This window comes from Imperialibacter roseus, assembly GCF_032999765.1.
GTDB lineage: Bacteria > Bacteroidota > Bacteroidia > Cytophagales > Cyclobacteriaceae > Imperialibacter > Imperialibacter roseus.
Genome location: NZ_CP136051.1, coordinates 6,292,524 through 6,306,320 on the forward strand (window position 1 = coordinate 6,292,524; position 13,797 = coordinate 6,306,320).

A 13,797-nucleotide genomic window follows, 5' to 3' on the forward strand; every position below is an offset into this window, starting at 1 on the left:
CCATGGAGGGTATTATTTTGTAGTAATTCAATTGGAAGAAGAAAGCTAACAATGATAGAGTTACCAGTAATTTCTCAGGATGCCACACAGCGGGTGAAAAAGCCCAACTGGCTAAGAGTAAAGCTGCCAGTGGGAAAGGAATACGCCAAGGTTCGCCAACTTGTCGACACCCACAAACTGCATACGATTTGTGAGAGTGGCAACTGCCCAAATATGGGGGAATGCTGGGGAGCCGGCACCGCCACCTTCATGATCCTGGGCAATGTTTGCACACGCAGTTGCACATTTTGTGCGGTAGCTACTGGCCGACCACCTGAATATGATGAAGACGAGCCCAGGAGAGTGGCCGAAGCCATCAAATTGATGGAAGTGAAGCACGCAGTGATTACTTCTGTTAATCGTGATGAACTTAAGGACAAGGGTGCTGAGGTATGGTATCAAACTGTAGTGCAAACCAAGCTTGCCAGTCCAGAAACAACTATAGAAACGCTTATTCCGGACGTAAAGGCTAATTGGGATGCCCTTTACAGAATGGTCGAGGGCGGTCAGGAAGTAGTTTCCCACAACATGGAAACTGTGGAAAGCCTTTACCGCAGGGTACGCCCACAAGCCAAGTACGAGAGAAGCCTGGAGCAGACCAGAAGAACCAAGGAGCTGGGAAAACGGACAAAGTCGGGTATTATGCTTGGCTTGGGCGAAACACAGGATCAGGTGTTCAAAGCCATCGACGACCTGGTGGCCAACGGGCTCGACATTCTGACGTTGGGTCAGTACCTCCAGCCGACCAAAATGCATATTGAAGTGGCTGAGTTTATCCACCCGGAAACCTTTGACATGTACAGAGAAGAGGGTTTGAAGAGGGGCTTGAAGTACGTGGAATCCGGCCCACTGGTTAGGTCAAGCTACCACGCTGAAAGGCATGTGAACGTGCCTATTTGACAGGAGCAAACTTTAGAAAAAATGAAGGCATGGATTCTACAATCCATGCCTTCATTTTTTTAACTGATCCGTGAACTTATACAACAGGTAAAGATAGAGAAGCGTAGGTATTGGCAGTACAAGAGCCAGCACATAGATAATTGCCTTCTTCCCTTCATATTTTCTCTTGTTGACCCAAATGACAATTCCAGCACCTGCTATCAGGTTAACGATGAGCAGTAGCTGGTATTCATTCATTTTTTCGGGAAGTCCACCTGAATGATCTCTTTTACATTCCTCTTGATATTCATTGAGATACGCTCCACTGGCAAATCGTTAATGTCCTTTCCAAACGGATCCTCAATTTCCTCGGCGATGAGCTCAATACTTACTAAAATATAGAATATAAGTGCTACCAATATCACAGTCCAATAGCCAAATTCAACTACGAAAGCCAATGGGAGTGTCATTGTGTAGATAAAGAGAAACTTCTTGATGTACATGCTGTAAGAGTACGGAATTGGCGTCGTTTTGATTCTCTCACAGGCTCCCATGATGTCGGCAAAATTCTTAATTTCTTTGTCAAAAATAATGAGCTGTTCACCAGTGATTTCGCCCTTTTTGAAGATGGCATTTATTCTTTGGAAAAGCATAGAGTTGATCTTGTTCGGCTTGTGGTCACAGGCCTTTACTTTTTGTTCCTCCTCTTCATTTTCAAACTCCAGTTCTTCCATTTTCGTCCCATGCCTGAGGTGCTCTTTCATGGCATAGACAAAATTGGGAATCATGTGCTCAAAATAGGAGCGGTCATCTCTCGATTTCTCCGGCAGATAGGCGTTGACCTTCATAGAAAGGCTCCGGGTATCATTCACGAGCTGCCCCCACAATTTTCGGCCTTCCCACCAGCGGTCGTAGGCCGTGTTGGTTCTCAGTACCAGGAAAAGACCCAGCACTACTCCCAATAGTGAGTGAAATACAATAGCTCCCTCGAAAAAAATGTGAATTTCGAATATATCAACAAGTACATAGGTCAATACCGTGGAATAAACGATCATGAATGCCAGCAGCGGGAAAAGCGATTTGATCACATAACGGCTGTAGACATCAAAAATTAGGGAAACCCAGGACTTAGGGTTGTACTCAATCATAGGATCAGAATTTAGGGTAGGTTTTGCTAAAAAGAGCTCAAAAGATAGGTAAGGAATAATAAACTCCCTAGCTCAAATGACATCATTTTGAAGCCCTTATAAAAAAAGCTTTCTAACTTACTGAGAATTCAGTTGCTATGAAAATTCTTTCTCCTCAACAAATTCGTAAAGCTGACGCCTACACGATAGAAAATGAGCCCATAGCCTCTATTGATCTAATGGAACGGGCTAGTAATGCCTTTGTCGATGAATTTAAAAAGCATCCTTTTAATGACCAGATCGTCTGGCTTTTCTGCGGAACAGGTAACAACGGAGGGGATGGTCTTGCCGTAGCTCGCCTGCTGAAAGGCCTAAAATACGAGGTAAAGGTGTGGGTGGCTGGATCGGCAGAAAAAGGAAGCGAAGACTTCAGGGTCAACCTTAACCGCCTTTCGGGTGCTGTCAGCGTGGCTAAAGCGTCGGAGATATACGCTGCGGACATCCCGGACAAGCTGGTTATAGTTGATGCTTTGTTTGGCTCAGGTCTGAACAGGCCGGTTGATGGGGACTATGCGAAACTAATAGATTTTTTGAATGGCATTAAAGCCAGCAAAATGGCCATTGATATCCCCTCCGGGCTTTTTTGCGACCAGCCCCAGAATGGTGCAATAGCGTTCCATTCCGATATTACAATTACATTTCAGGCACCTAAACTAGCCTTTCTTTTGCCTGAAAACTACCCGTATGTGGGTGAATGGAAGTCGGTTGACATTGGGCTTTCGTCTCAGTTTATGAAGGAAGTGGAATGTTCCTACTATTATCAGAGGGTGGGGGATGAGGATCTGAAGCTGCCTGGCCGACCCAGGTTTGCTCACAAAGGCGATGCAGGACGTACGCTGCTGATTGCTGGGAGTAAAGGTAAAGTAGGCGCTGCTATTCTTTCTTCAAAAGCTTGCATGCGGGCTGGTGCGGGGCTGCTAACGGTGCATACGTCAGGCTGTGCCGTAACGCCCATTCACACCGCTGTGCCCGAAGCCATGGTCAGCGAGGATGCCAATAATGAACATATTACCCGAATCCCAGGCGATTTGTCAAACTTTGATTGCGTCGCTATCGGGCCAGGCATTGGCACGGATAATGCCACGGTTAGGGCTTTTGAAAGGGTTCTGAAGACTGTTTCAAGGCCAATGGTCATAGACGCTGACGCACTCAATATCTTAAGCAGAAATCCAGGGCTCCTGGAGCGGGTGCCAGCCAACAGCATGCTGACACCCCACCCCGGGGAGTTCAGGCGACTGGTAGGCGACTGGCACAATGACTACGAAAGGTTGAACAAGCAAATAGAGTTGTCAAAAAAACACCGGTTGATTGTGGTGCTAAAAGGAGCGTACAGCAGCATCAGCACGCCATCCGGAGAGGTCTATTTTAACAGCACCGGAAATCCCGGGATGGCCACTGCAGGAAGCGGCGATGTACTCACCGGCATTGCAGCCGGACTGCTATCCCAGTCATTTTCTCCGACGAAAAGTGCACGTTTAGCAGTCTTACTCCACGGAATTTCAGGCGATTTGAGTGCTCAATCCAGGGGAGAATATGGTTTAATCGCCTCTGACATTGTTGATTTTCTTCCAGCGGCGTTTAGAAAATTGTAAATTTAGAGCTGAATTTTGCGCCTGACCTAATTTTCCCTTCCATTTGACCTCCTTTTTTAAGAAAACCGCATATAACGAAAAAGGCATTCAAAAATTTCAATTAGGCATTAGAACATTACTATTTTTTTTTCGTACTTTGTTACATAGCCATGTTGGCTTTACCTATGTAGATTATGCGCTTCATTAAATTTGTCATCGGATTGCTTCTTGTTGCCCTTCTAGGGGTGAACGGGTTTGCACAATCTGCCGAAGACAAGGAGCAAGTGACTGCTGAAAGCGCCTTCAGACAAACTCCCACACTGGAGTTGAAAAATCAGATCGAAGTATATCCTAACCCCGCCGTTGAGTTTATTATGGTGGAGATAAAAGATTCTAACTTGAAGAAAGTGGAATTTGAGATGCACAGCATCATTGGGAATACGATTAGAATAGAGCCTGAAGAAGTGGCGAAGGATACTTACAAGATTCCTGTGAAAACTTTCAATTCAGGGTATTACTTCCTGATCATCAAGGATGACTATACCAGATACAAAAAAGCAATCAAGTTTCTTAAGAACTAACGATATAACCTTACTGTGAAATAAAAGAGGCAGCTCCTATTCGTCGGGCTGCCTCTTTTGTTTGTACGGAATTAAAACTCTGCGTTCCCGGGCGTTCTTGGGAAGGGTATCACGTCTCTGATGTTGCTCATGCCTGTAACAAACAGCATCAGCCTTTCGAAGCCAAGCCCAAAGCCACTATGGGGCACGGTTCCAAACCTTCTGGTGTCCAGAAACCACCACATGCTTTCTGCATCCATATCAAGCTCTTTCATTCTGTTGGTGAGCTTGTCGTAATTCTCCTCTCTTTGAGAGCCTCCCACAATTTCGCCGATGCCTGGAAACAGGATGTCCATGGCTGCGACAGTTTTGCCATCGTCGTTTTGCTTCATGTAGAACGACTTGATCTCTTTTGGGTAGTTGATCAAAATTACTGGCTTTTTGAAGTGTTTTTCAACCAGATAGCGCTCATGCTCCGACTGCAAATCAGCGCCCCAGGCGTCAATCAGGTATTGGAACTTCTTTTTCTTGTTGTAGTTGCTATTTCTAAGGATATCGATGGCTTCTGTATAAGTGAGGCGCACAAACTCATTGTCAGCCACAAAGCGCAACCTTTCTAAAAGGCTGAGCTCGCTTCTTTCTTCCTGCTTTTTAGTGCTCTCTTCATCTTTGGCTCTCTGCTCAAGAAAAGCGAGGTCTTCCTGGCAGTTTTCCAGCGCATAAGTAACGAGATATTTGAGCATCTCCTCGGCCAGATCCATGTTGTCTTCCAGGTCATAAAATGCCATTTCAGGCTCGATCATCCAAAATTCAGCCAGGTGACGGGTGGTGTTGGAGTTTTCAGCCCTGAACGTGGGGCCAAACGTATAAATCTCCGAAAGAGCCAATGCGGTCAGCTCACCTTCCAGCTGCCCCGATACGGTGAGGTTTGCCTCTCTTTCAAAAAAGTCTTCCTTAAAGTCTACTTTTCCGTCTTCCGTTTTTGGCAGCTTGTCGAGGTCAAGCGTAGTCACCCGAAACATTTCCCCTGCCCCTTCGGCATCTGAAGCGGTGATAATGGGTGTGTGGATATTGAAAAAGCCCTTTTCGTGAAAGAACTTATGCACAGCGAAAATCATGGAGTGCCTCACCCGCAGGATGGCGCTGAAAGTATTGGTGCGGGGTCTTAGGTGAGCAATCTCACGAAGAAACTCCAATGAGTGCTTTTTTGGTTGCAATGGAAACTTCTCAGGATCAGCTACACCAAGCACATCAATTGTATCTGCTTGCAATTCAAACTTCTGCCCGGATCCCTGCGAGGCTACCAGTAAGCCCACAACAGACAATGAAGCCCCGGTAGTGATTTTCTTTAGCGTTGCCTCGTCAAACTTAGTTGGGTCGCCAACAATTTGAAGGTTATTGATAGTTGAGCCGTCGTTAAGGTTGATAAAGACAACATTCTTGTTTTCACGCTTTGTCCTTACCCAGCCCTTCACTGTCACTGTAACATTTGCTTCTGCTAGCTGAAGAATGTCTTTGATTTTAGTCCTTTTTTTCTGGCTCACCTTATTTCTCGTTAATTAAAAAAGTACTCGGTTCTCTTTTTTCGCAAGGTAGCAGTATTTTTACCAAACCTATTTGTTCATCTCGATTGAGAACTCTAAAATTGCCGCAAAAAAACTATATTGAGTACTTTTATCAAAGGTCAAAGGCATTAAAAATCAACCGGATGCGGCCTTTCCACTATTTCGACATTGCCGACTCAACCTATGGATTTGAATTGCGTAATGAAGTTGGCGGGAAGAATGGCCAAATACCTTATATTTCTTATTTTACAGCACTAAAAGGCTAAACTAATCGAAGTATGCAAAAGCTGGGCTTAACCCAATCTCTGAGTCAGAAGCTGTCGCCGCAGCAGATTCAGTTCATTAAGCTCCTGCAAGTACCGACGGCGGAACTGGAGACCAGGATCGAAGAGGAATTGGAGATCAATCCTGCGTTGGAGGAAGGTAAGGAGGAGGAGCCTAAAGAGGCAGATGATTTTGATGATATAGACAATTCGGCAAGCGACGAACTGAACATTGACGAATACTTGCCCGACGACGACTACGCCGGTTATAAAATGCAGGGTGACGGCCCCGGTGGCGATGAAGAAGAACGTGAAGTGCCATTTAGTGAAAGCTCCACACTGTCAGAGCAACTGATTTCTCAACTCGGGTTTCTCAAGCTGGACGAGCGTCAGTACGCCATTGGCCGGCAGCTGATAGGCAGTATTGAGGCCGACGGATACATCAGGCGAGACCTGGATGCCATAGTTAACGACATGGCCTTTTCTCAGAACATAGAGTGTGAGGCCGATGAAGTGGAAGAAATCCTTCATTTGATCCAGGAATTTGACCCGGCTGGCATAGGAGCCCGTTCTTTGCAGGAGTGTTTGCAGTTGCAGATCGACCGGAAAATAGAAACTGGCGGTGAAGTAGCGCAACTGGCACATCATGTAGTGACAGACTGCTTTGATGAGTTTACCAAAAAGCACTACGACAAGATTTCAAAGAAGCTTGAACTTGAGGATGATGAGTTGCTGAAGGAGGCGATTAAGCTCATTACCCACCTCAATCCAAAGCCCGGCGGCGTAGGGTCTGGCCTTGTTAAAACCCAGTACCTCATTCCCGACTTTATGCTTTTCAATAATCATGGCAACCTGGAGCTGTCATTGAATTCCAGAAATGCGCCGGAGCTGAAGGTGAGCCGGGACTATTCAGAAATGCTTCAGGCCTACGATAAGAGCAACAAGAAGGACAAGAAACTCAAGGAGACTGTCACTTTTGTGAAACAAAAGCTTGACTCAGCAAAGTGGTTTATCGACGCCATTAAGCAGCGCCAGCAAACGCTGCTCAATACAATGAACTCGATTATTAAGTACCAGTACGACTTTTTCCTTGAAGGAGACGAGAGCAAGCTGAGGCCAATGATTTTGAAAGATATAGCGGAAGAGATAGGCATGGATATTTCCACGGTGTCGAGGGTGGCTAACTCCAAAACTATCCAAACAGAATTCGGTATTTATCCATTGAAGTATTTCTTTTCTGAAGGGATTTCTACTGACTCTGGCGACGATGTGAGTAGCCGAGAGGTCAAGCATTTCTTAAAGGAAATGATTGACGCCGAAGAAAAGCGCAAACCACTGTCGGACGATAAACTTGAAAAATTGCTTAAAAAGAAGGGGTATCAAATCGCCAGGCGAACTGTAGCCAAATACCGGGAACAACTAAATATTCCTGTGGCCAGATTAAGGAAGGAGCTCTAGTGCTAAGGTTTTTTATGCAGGCATTATCGGTGGTGTTTCACCCGCTTCTTCTGCCGACGATCATGTTTTTTGTTATTTTTCGGTACGTGCCACAGGCTTTCAGGCCACTGGCCGACGAAAATGTGCCCTACATTCTACTGGCACTATCCACTACCACTCTGATCATACCAGTGCTAAGTCTTTTGGCCCTTCGCCTCACCTCTACCATTAGGAGCCTTCAAATGCACGATAAAAATGACAGGCTTGTCCCTTTTGTTTTTATCGCCACTTTTTATGGGGTAACCACCTATATGTTTTATAGTAAGCTTACCCTAAATCCGGTGTTGGTGCTATTGATGCTCACCACCACTTTGCTGATTGTGCTGCTTACGGGAATCACTTTCTTCTGGAAAATAAGTATTCACAGTGCCGGCATCGGGGGTGTGGTGGGCTTTATTTTGGCCCTGGTCCATATTTTTCCGGGAAGCGAGTTACTTATCCCTTTTGTGGCAGCAATTGTTGTGCTGGGATGGGTAATGACAGCCCGTTTGGTGCTGCAAGCCCATAGTTTTTCCCAAGTGGTAGCTGGCGCTGTTCTCGGAGGAGGGTTTTGTTACCTGATGATGATGGTATTTTCCTAGGCTTAGAATCCGTTAAACGAGATGCCGATTGTATTGGCAGTGACGTTGATTCCGTTCGGGCCTTTACCACTTTGAAAAACGTCGCTCAATCCCATTTTGTAGTAGACAGAGAACCCGCCAATACCCAACCTGGCGTGCACGCTGTACCTTATTTTGTTAAGGTTCCAGTCTTCTCTCTGCTTGGTCATTTTCTTGTCTCCATCATCCTCATACTTGAACTTAGTGTGCGCCTCAAATAGATAGCCTATGGAGCCACCGACACCAACAAAAACACTACGCTCTTTGTTTTCCAAGTTGGGGACAAACCGCAGCTCCAATGGAACGTCTATGTAGTTAGTGATTAACTTACTCCTCAATACTTTTACATCTGCTATTGAGTCAAGTACCAGATTTGTGACCGAATTTTGTGTTTCGTAGCTCAGTCCCACGGCTTTCTTAAAGCTATATCTGTCAAAGCCAAATCCGATGCCTGGCACGAAGGAAAGCTTCAAGCTGGGGATATCGAAGTGATAGGTATAATATAAATCCAATGGGCGGGATTCAAACACTTTCGTTTTCATTCCTTCCGGAGCATTCACAAAATAATTTGAGCCCAAATTGATCAGCAGCTTGCCTGGTAGATCAGGCCTTGGGCCATGTATTTGTTGCGTTTCTTTATTGTCGTTAGGCTCCGTGCCGGCATTGCCAGACGCAGTAAAAGTGAATGTTAATACCGATAGAGCTAATAAAATGAATCGCTGCATGAATAGAAACGTTGCTTTTTTGAATAATAGAGCGCAAAGATAACTTAAAATTACTAACTAAGAATGTCAAAGTCTTTTTTAATGAATCAAGATATATTAACTTTGCACCCCGTAATTAATGATGAGGTGTAAATTCAGCGCCTGATCAGTAATTCAACCAGAAAGCCTTGCCTCTCGTTTAACATGACAAGAAAGCTGGTGGGATGGTTGGGGAATGGCTGAAAATAAATAACTGGACCTGTAGCTTAACTGGATAGAGCATTTGACTACGGATCAGAAGGTTGGGGGTTCGACTCCCTCCAGGTTCACGAATCGGTTTCAGGAAAGCTTCTCAGCAATGGGAGGCTTTCCTTTTTTTGTGCTGTTCTGGTCAAAGACTTGCTTCGCTATACCCAAACTTCACTGCCTCCATCCCCTTGAACCCACAATTTTCTACCACGAAAAGCGATCCGGCCAGTGGCTGCTCTTCGAGCTGTTCATCAGTGAGCCCCACTCTGGCCGATGTGATGTAGAGGTCCTGCAGGGTTTCTCCACCAAATGTGCACGATGTGATTCGGGCAGCAGGCATGCCGATGCTCAGTAGCTTTTGCCCTGTTAGTGGGTTCCAGCGGGCAACTTGCCAGCCATCCCAGTGGCCGATCCATAGCATGCCTTCGCTGTCGATGGTCATGCCGTCGGGCGAGCCTTCTTCCTCTGGAATGGAAATAGCTACTCGCTGATTGGATATACCACCGGTTGCCTGGCTGTAATCATAAGCGACCACCTTTCGGGTGGGTGAATCGATATAGTACATTGTTTTGTGGTCGGAAGCCCATGCCAGGCCGTTGGAGATGCTGACACCGGGTATTTTTAAACTGCAGGTGCCATCAGTGTCGAGCATGTAAAGATTACCCGCTCCTTCCACTTCCGATAGTGCCATGCTGCCCGCCCAAAAACGGCCCGCCGGGTCACACTTGCCTTCATTGAAGCGGTTGCCTGGCAGGTGACTTTCCGGATCAACCAGCGGCTTTACAGCTCCACTGTCCTGTTCAACTATGGCCAGTCCGCTTTTCATGGCGGCAATGAAGTCACCGTTTTTGCACAAGGCCACTGCTCCAACCATATCGTTCAGGGGTATCTGCCGGTGGCTGTTTTTAGACGGGCTATGCTCATGAATAATGCCATTCAGAATATCCAGCCAGTAGATCACTTGTCGTTGGCTGTCCCACACGGGGCCTTCGCCCAGCAGGCAGCGGTTGGAAGTGACTACTTTGTAGGGTTGTGCCAGGGGTTTGGTCATGGTATCAGGGTTTCGAACAATTTTAGCCAGACTCTGCCAGAATAGGATCGTTTTGGTCGGCCTTCTGTTCCTAAATATGTAAGAGTTAATTGGATTGTGCAACAGCACACTTTTGAAATCGCCGCCGCCCATTTCGATATCATCACATGCAACAAGAAGATCAAGTTGGCAGGCGCTTTCATCCTGATAAATAGGATTCTTTTTCCTATTTTTCGCAAAATATCCGTTCCCTTCTACTCGTTGAAGTGTCAATGGCAATAAAATATCAAATAGCCTCCATTTTCATATTCCTGCTTCTGGCCAGTGGGCCTCTTTGGGCACAGGAGGAAGAATTTTCGTTCGAGCCCAAATATGATTCCCCCCTTACCATCGACCTGGATGCCCTGGACGAGGAGAATGAGAAAATTGACGTCAAGAAGAAAAAGCCGAAGCGGAATGTGTACTATGGAGTGAAGACTAAAAAGGGGTTCACCAGAACGGGCTTTGGAGAGAACACGGTGCTGGAATTGTTTAGCTACCTGAAAGTGTATCAGGAGCCAGATGAATATGTGAGAGACATTTACTGGTACAATTTCAAAAGAAAGAAAATTGTAGCCAGCAGAAATATTGATAAAGAGTATGCGGGAATTTTGCACGGCCCGTACCGCAAAGTCTTGGGTGATCAAGTGCTCGAAGAAGGGTTTTTCTATAAGGGCACAAAGCATGGCCGCTGGGTAGAACTCAATAAGTCTGACATTCTCCTGAACAAGGAAAAGTACTATAAGGGATGGCCAAGGGAGTCAAAAATTGCCTATTGGGACGTTGAACGAACCAAAATGAAGGAAGTGATTCCAATTGAGTATGGGGAGAAAGAGGGCTACTACTATGCGTTTCATGCCAATGGACAAATAGCCGTAATGGGTGAATATAAGTTTGACCACAAAGTTGGCGTTTGGCGGGAGTATTACCCTATCAGGAACAGGAGAAAACGTGAGGTTGAGTATTCGAAAGATCCTTTTGACGAAAGTTTCAACCCAGTTATTCTGAGAGAATGGAATGACAAAGGTGAGTTGATATATGACAGGGAGCGATTAATGGTGCAGCTAAAGTAACCCCTCTAGTGAAAGGCATCCTCAAAGTGGATTATCTCACTGTTTCGTTGTAAGTCGACGGAAATAATATCAAACCTGATGTCGCCTTCCCAATTAATTTCTTCAATATAGGTCTGGGCTGTTTCTATTAGCTTATCAGCTTTTTTCTGAGTCACAGCTTCCTCCGGGTAGCCAAATTTGGCATTGGATCGTGTTTTCACTTCCACAAATATCAGAGTGGTGGCAAGTTTTGAGATTATATCAATTTCACCCCGGCCAGCCCGGTAGTTTTTTGCTATTATTTCATAGCCTGCTTTTTTCAAATGGTCTGCGGCAATAATTTCTCCTTTTTTCCCTACGCTTTGGTTATGTGACTTGGCAGGCATTTATATATTTGCGGATTAGATTCGATAAACGTGATACAACTAAAATTATATCCTTTAAAGTTTAAAACCATCTTCAAAGACAAAATTTGGGGAGGGCAGAAGATAAAAACTGTCCTGGGCAAAGACTTTGGAAGCCTCCCGAATTGTGGAGAAACATGGGAAATCTCCGGCGTTGAGGGCAATATCTCTGAAGTTGCAGAGGGCCATTTGGAAGGCATGAACCTCAGGGAGCTTATTCAAAAGTTTGAAGCGGCGCTGGTTGGTGAAAAAATCTATGAGAAGTTTGGCGACGAATTTCCCTTGCTGGTGAAGTTTATCGATGCCAATGATGATCTCAGCATACAGGTGCATCCAAATGATGAACTGGCCAAGGCTCGCCGCAGTGGCCATGGCAAGACGGAGATGTGGTATATTTTCCAGGCCGACCACGGGGCGCAACTCATCACCGGGTTCAATCGCAAAATGTCTAAGGAGAAGTTCCTGGACTACTTCGAAAGAGGGCGTATAATGGACGTGTTGAACCACGAAAAGGTATTCAACGATGACGTATTTTATTTGCCAGCGGGCCGGGTGCACACCATTGGCAAGGGGCTTTTGCTGGCAGAGATTCAGCAAACATCTGACACCACCTACCGCATTTACGATTTCGACCGGGTAGATGACAAAGGTAACAAGAGAGAGCTACATGTGGAGGAGTCGCTGGATGCGATTGATTACACTTACCATGAGCATTACAAAACAATGTATCAGAACAAGCTGAACGAGCCGGTGAAGCTCGTGAAGAGCCCATATTTTACCACAAATAAGCTTGAGTGCACCAAGGACATTGAGCGTGACTATCACTACCTCGACTCGTTTATTATTTACGTATGCATGAGCGGTGAGCTGAACATAGCTTATGACGGTGGAAGCATAGAAGTGAAAATGGGAGACTGTGTGCTGCTACCTGCTGAATTGAAGAAAGTAACGCTTGAAACTACTTCGGGATTCAAAATGTTGGAATCCTATATCAGCTAACCATGCAGGCTACTGCCGCTATCAAAAACAAAACTGCGCAAGTCATCTCCCTTGGTTTAATTGACTATCAGGAGGCGTGGAACTATCAGGAGAAGTTATTTGCCGAGACGGTGGCGCTGAAGATTAAAAACAGGGATGAGCCCGTTGACCTTCAGAAACACACTCCCAATTATTTGCTGTTTTGCCAGCATCCGCACGTATTTACACTCGGAAAGAGTGGGAAACAGGAAAACCTGCTGGTAGATGATGATGAGCTCAAGGAGATAGGCGCTACATACTACAAGATCAACAGAGGTGGCGACATCACTTACCACGGTCCGGGCCAGCTGGTGGTGTATCCAATAATCGACCTCGATAATTTCTTTACTGACATCCACAAATACCTTCGACTACTGGAGGAAGCTGTGATAATGACCTTATCTGAGTACGGGGTGCAGGCTGGAAGAATTGACGGGCTTACGGGCGTATGGCTTGACTTTGAGGAACAGAAAGACCCACGAAAAATATGCGCACTTGGAGTGAAGTCGAGCAGGTGGGTCACTATGCATGGGCTGGCATTCAATGTCAACACTAACCTGGAGTATTTCAAGCACATTGTGCCATGCGGAATAGACGACAAGGCAGTGACTTCCCTGCAGCAGGAACTTGAACTTGAAGTGAGCATGGAAGAGGTACAGCAAAGGCTTTTGAAGAACATCGCCTCTTTATTTGAAATGAACCTCGTGACCGCATGAAGAAAGACATTCCCTTTTTGCCTGTAAAAGATGTTACACTTGCGGTGGTTAAAAGGCCAACAGCTGACGAAGAAGCGGAGTGGGTAGTGTACCTCATCAATAGAAATGATCAGCCATTGGAAAATGTAATGGTTACCTCCAAGGGGTATGGCGAACTAGATGGCGAGCAGCAAAAAACTTCTACACTGCGACACATGTTCCCATTAATTGATGTTGGCGGAGCGACGCAGGTAGAGTCCATCCATCCCCAGGTTTTTGGCCTTAACAATGAATACTGGGTCAGCTATTTTATAGGCAGGCAGCTGTACGATAAGAAATATATTTTTGTCCCTGATACCATTTTAGAAGATAATTTGAGCTACATCGAAGAGATAGGGCTTGAAGGTGTCTTGCATCCGTGATTATTTTTCTATTTTAATAGAAAAA

General features: G+C 45.6%; 15 protein-coding genes and 1 tRNA gene. 10 read left to right on the forward strand and 6 right to left on the reverse strand.

From position 1 onward, the window contains the following. Nucleotides 1-51 precede the first annotated feature (51 nt). A complete protein-coding gene (lipA, locus tag RT717_RS26430; protein WP_317489329.1) occupies nucleotides 52-939 on the forward strand; it encodes a lipoyl synthase in 888 nt (295 codons plus the stop codon). A gap of 51 nt (nucleotides 940-990) precedes the next feature. Here the strand turns inward: lipA and RT717_RS26435 are convergent, their stop codons facing one another. Continuing rightward, on the reverse strand, nucleotides 991-1,176 hold the full coding sequence (locus RT717_RS26435) for a hypothetical protein (RefSeq protein ID WP_151997611.1): 186 nt from the start codon (nucleotides 1,174-1,176) through the stop codon (nucleotides 991-993). Further along, a complete protein-coding gene (locus tag RT717_RS26440) occupies nucleotides 1,173-2,066 on the reverse strand; it encodes a bestrophin family protein (RefSeq protein WP_317489330.1) in 894 nt (297 codons plus the stop codon). Before RT717_RS26440 ends, RT717_RS26435 begins: the two co-directional genes overlap by 4 nt. A gap of 137 nt (nucleotides 2,067-2,203) precedes the next feature. Here RT717_RS26440 and RT717_RS26445 point away from each other — a divergent pair, with 137 nt between their 5' ends. Both RT717_RS26445 and RT717_RS26450 read left to right on the forward strand, forming a co-directional pair. Continuing rightward, entirely contained in the window at nucleotides 2,204-3,697 is a 1,494-nt protein-coding gene (locus RT717_RS26445; protein ID WP_317489331.1) for an NAD(P)H-hydrate dehydratase, read from the forward strand. Between the two features lie 173 nt (nucleotides 3,698-3,870). After that, complete coding sequence (locus RT717_RS26450) at nucleotides 3,871-4,257, forward strand: T9SS type A sorting domain-containing protein (RefSeq protein WP_317489332.1); 387 nt, start codon at nucleotides 3,871-3,873, stop codon at nucleotides 4,255-4,257. Nucleotides 4,258-4,328: 71 nt separating this feature from the next. On the opposite strand, the gene asnS is transcribed toward RT717_RS26450, so the two are convergent. Continuing rightward, nucleotides 4,329-5,780 (reverse strand): asparagine--tRNA ligase, encoded by a 1,452-nt coding sequence (asnS, locus tag RT717_RS26455; protein ID WP_151997607.1) that lies wholly within the window; start codon nucleotides 5,778-5,780, stop codon nucleotides 4,329-4,331. 299 nt (nucleotides 5,781-6,079) lie between these two features. Here asnS and rpoN point away from each other — a divergent pair, with 299 nt between their 5' ends. Together rpoN and RT717_RS26465 are read left to right on the forward strand one after the other, a co-directional pair. Further along, nucleotides 6,080-7,522: an RNA polymerase factor sigma-54 gene (gene rpoN / locus RT717_RS26460; protein WP_151997606.1), complete on the forward strand. Its 1,443-nt coding sequence runs from the start codon at nucleotides 6,080-6,082 to the stop codon at nucleotides 7,520-7,522. Nucleotides 7,523-7,536: 14 nt separating this feature from the next. After that, nucleotides 7,537-8,142 (forward strand): phosphatase PAP2 family protein, encoded by a 606-nt coding sequence (locus RT717_RS26465; RefSeq protein ID WP_317489333.1) that lies wholly within the window; start codon nucleotides 7,537-7,539, stop codon nucleotides 8,140-8,142. 2 nt (nucleotides 8,143-8,144) lie between these two features. Here the strand turns inward: RT717_RS26465 and RT717_RS26470 are convergent, their stop codons facing one another. Continuing rightward, nucleotides 8,145-8,885 carry a porin family protein gene (locus RT717_RS26470; protein WP_317489334.1) on the reverse strand — a complete coding sequence of 247 codons (741 nt, stop codon included), beginning with the start codon at nucleotides 8,883-8,885 and terminating at the stop codon, nucleotides 8,145-8,147. 234 nt (nucleotides 8,886-9,119) lie between these two features. Between RT717_RS26470 and RT717_RS26475 the strand changes: the two genes are divergently transcribed. After that, nucleotides 9,120-9,193, forward strand: a tRNA-Arg gene (locus RT717_RS26475). 62 nt (nucleotides 9,194-9,255) lie between these two features. Here the strand turns inward: RT717_RS26475 and RT717_RS26480 are convergent. Beyond that, the gene (locus tag RT717_RS26480) at nucleotides 9,256-10,416 is read right to left on the reverse strand and encodes an SMP-30/gluconolactonase/LRE family protein (RefSeq protein ID WP_317489335.1); all 1,161 of its coding nucleotides are present in this window, start codon (nucleotides 10,414-10,416) and stop codon (nucleotides 9,256-9,258) included. On the opposite strand from RT717_RS26480, the gene RT717_RS26485 reads away from it, so the two are divergent. Then, a complete protein-coding gene (locus RT717_RS26485) occupies nucleotides 10,416-11,255 on the forward strand; it encodes a toxin-antitoxin system YwqK family antitoxin (protein WP_317489336.1) in 840 nt (279 codons plus the stop codon). The two genes, RT717_RS26480 and RT717_RS26485, sit on opposite strands and share 1 nt — an antisense overlap. A 5-nt stretch (nucleotides 11,256-11,260) precedes the next feature. Here the strand turns inward: RT717_RS26485 and RT717_RS26490 are convergent, their stop codons facing one another. Continuing rightward, on the reverse strand, nucleotides 11,261-11,620 hold the full coding sequence (locus RT717_RS26490; RefSeq protein ID WP_317489337.1) for a YraN family protein: 360 nt from the start codon (nucleotides 11,618-11,620) through the stop codon (nucleotides 11,261-11,263). Between the two features lie 33 nt (nucleotides 11,621-11,653). Between RT717_RS26490 and RT717_RS26495 the strand changes: the two genes are divergently transcribed. From RT717_RS26495 to RT717_RS26505, 3 genes are read left to right on the forward strand one after another with little or no spacing between them, the layout of a single operon-like run. Beyond that, complete coding sequence (locus RT717_RS26495) at nucleotides 11,654-12,637, forward strand: type I phosphomannose isomerase catalytic subunit (protein ID WP_317492389.1); 984 nt, start codon at nucleotides 11,654-11,656, stop codon at nucleotides 12,635-12,637. Between the two features lie 2 nt (nucleotides 12,638-12,639). Then, complete coding sequence (gene lipB / locus RT717_RS26500) at nucleotides 12,640-13,371, forward strand: lipoyl(octanoyl) transferase LipB (protein ID WP_317489338.1); 732 nt, start codon at nucleotides 12,640-12,642, stop codon at nucleotides 13,369-13,371. Beyond that, on the forward strand, nucleotides 13,368-13,772 hold the full coding sequence (locus RT717_RS26505; protein WP_317489339.1) for a hypothetical protein: 405 nt from the start codon (nucleotides 13,368-13,370) through the stop codon (nucleotides 13,770-13,772). The genes lipB and RT717_RS26505 overlap by 4 nt, the downstream gene beginning before the upstream one ends. Nucleotides 13,773-13,797: the final 25 nt, after the last annotated feature.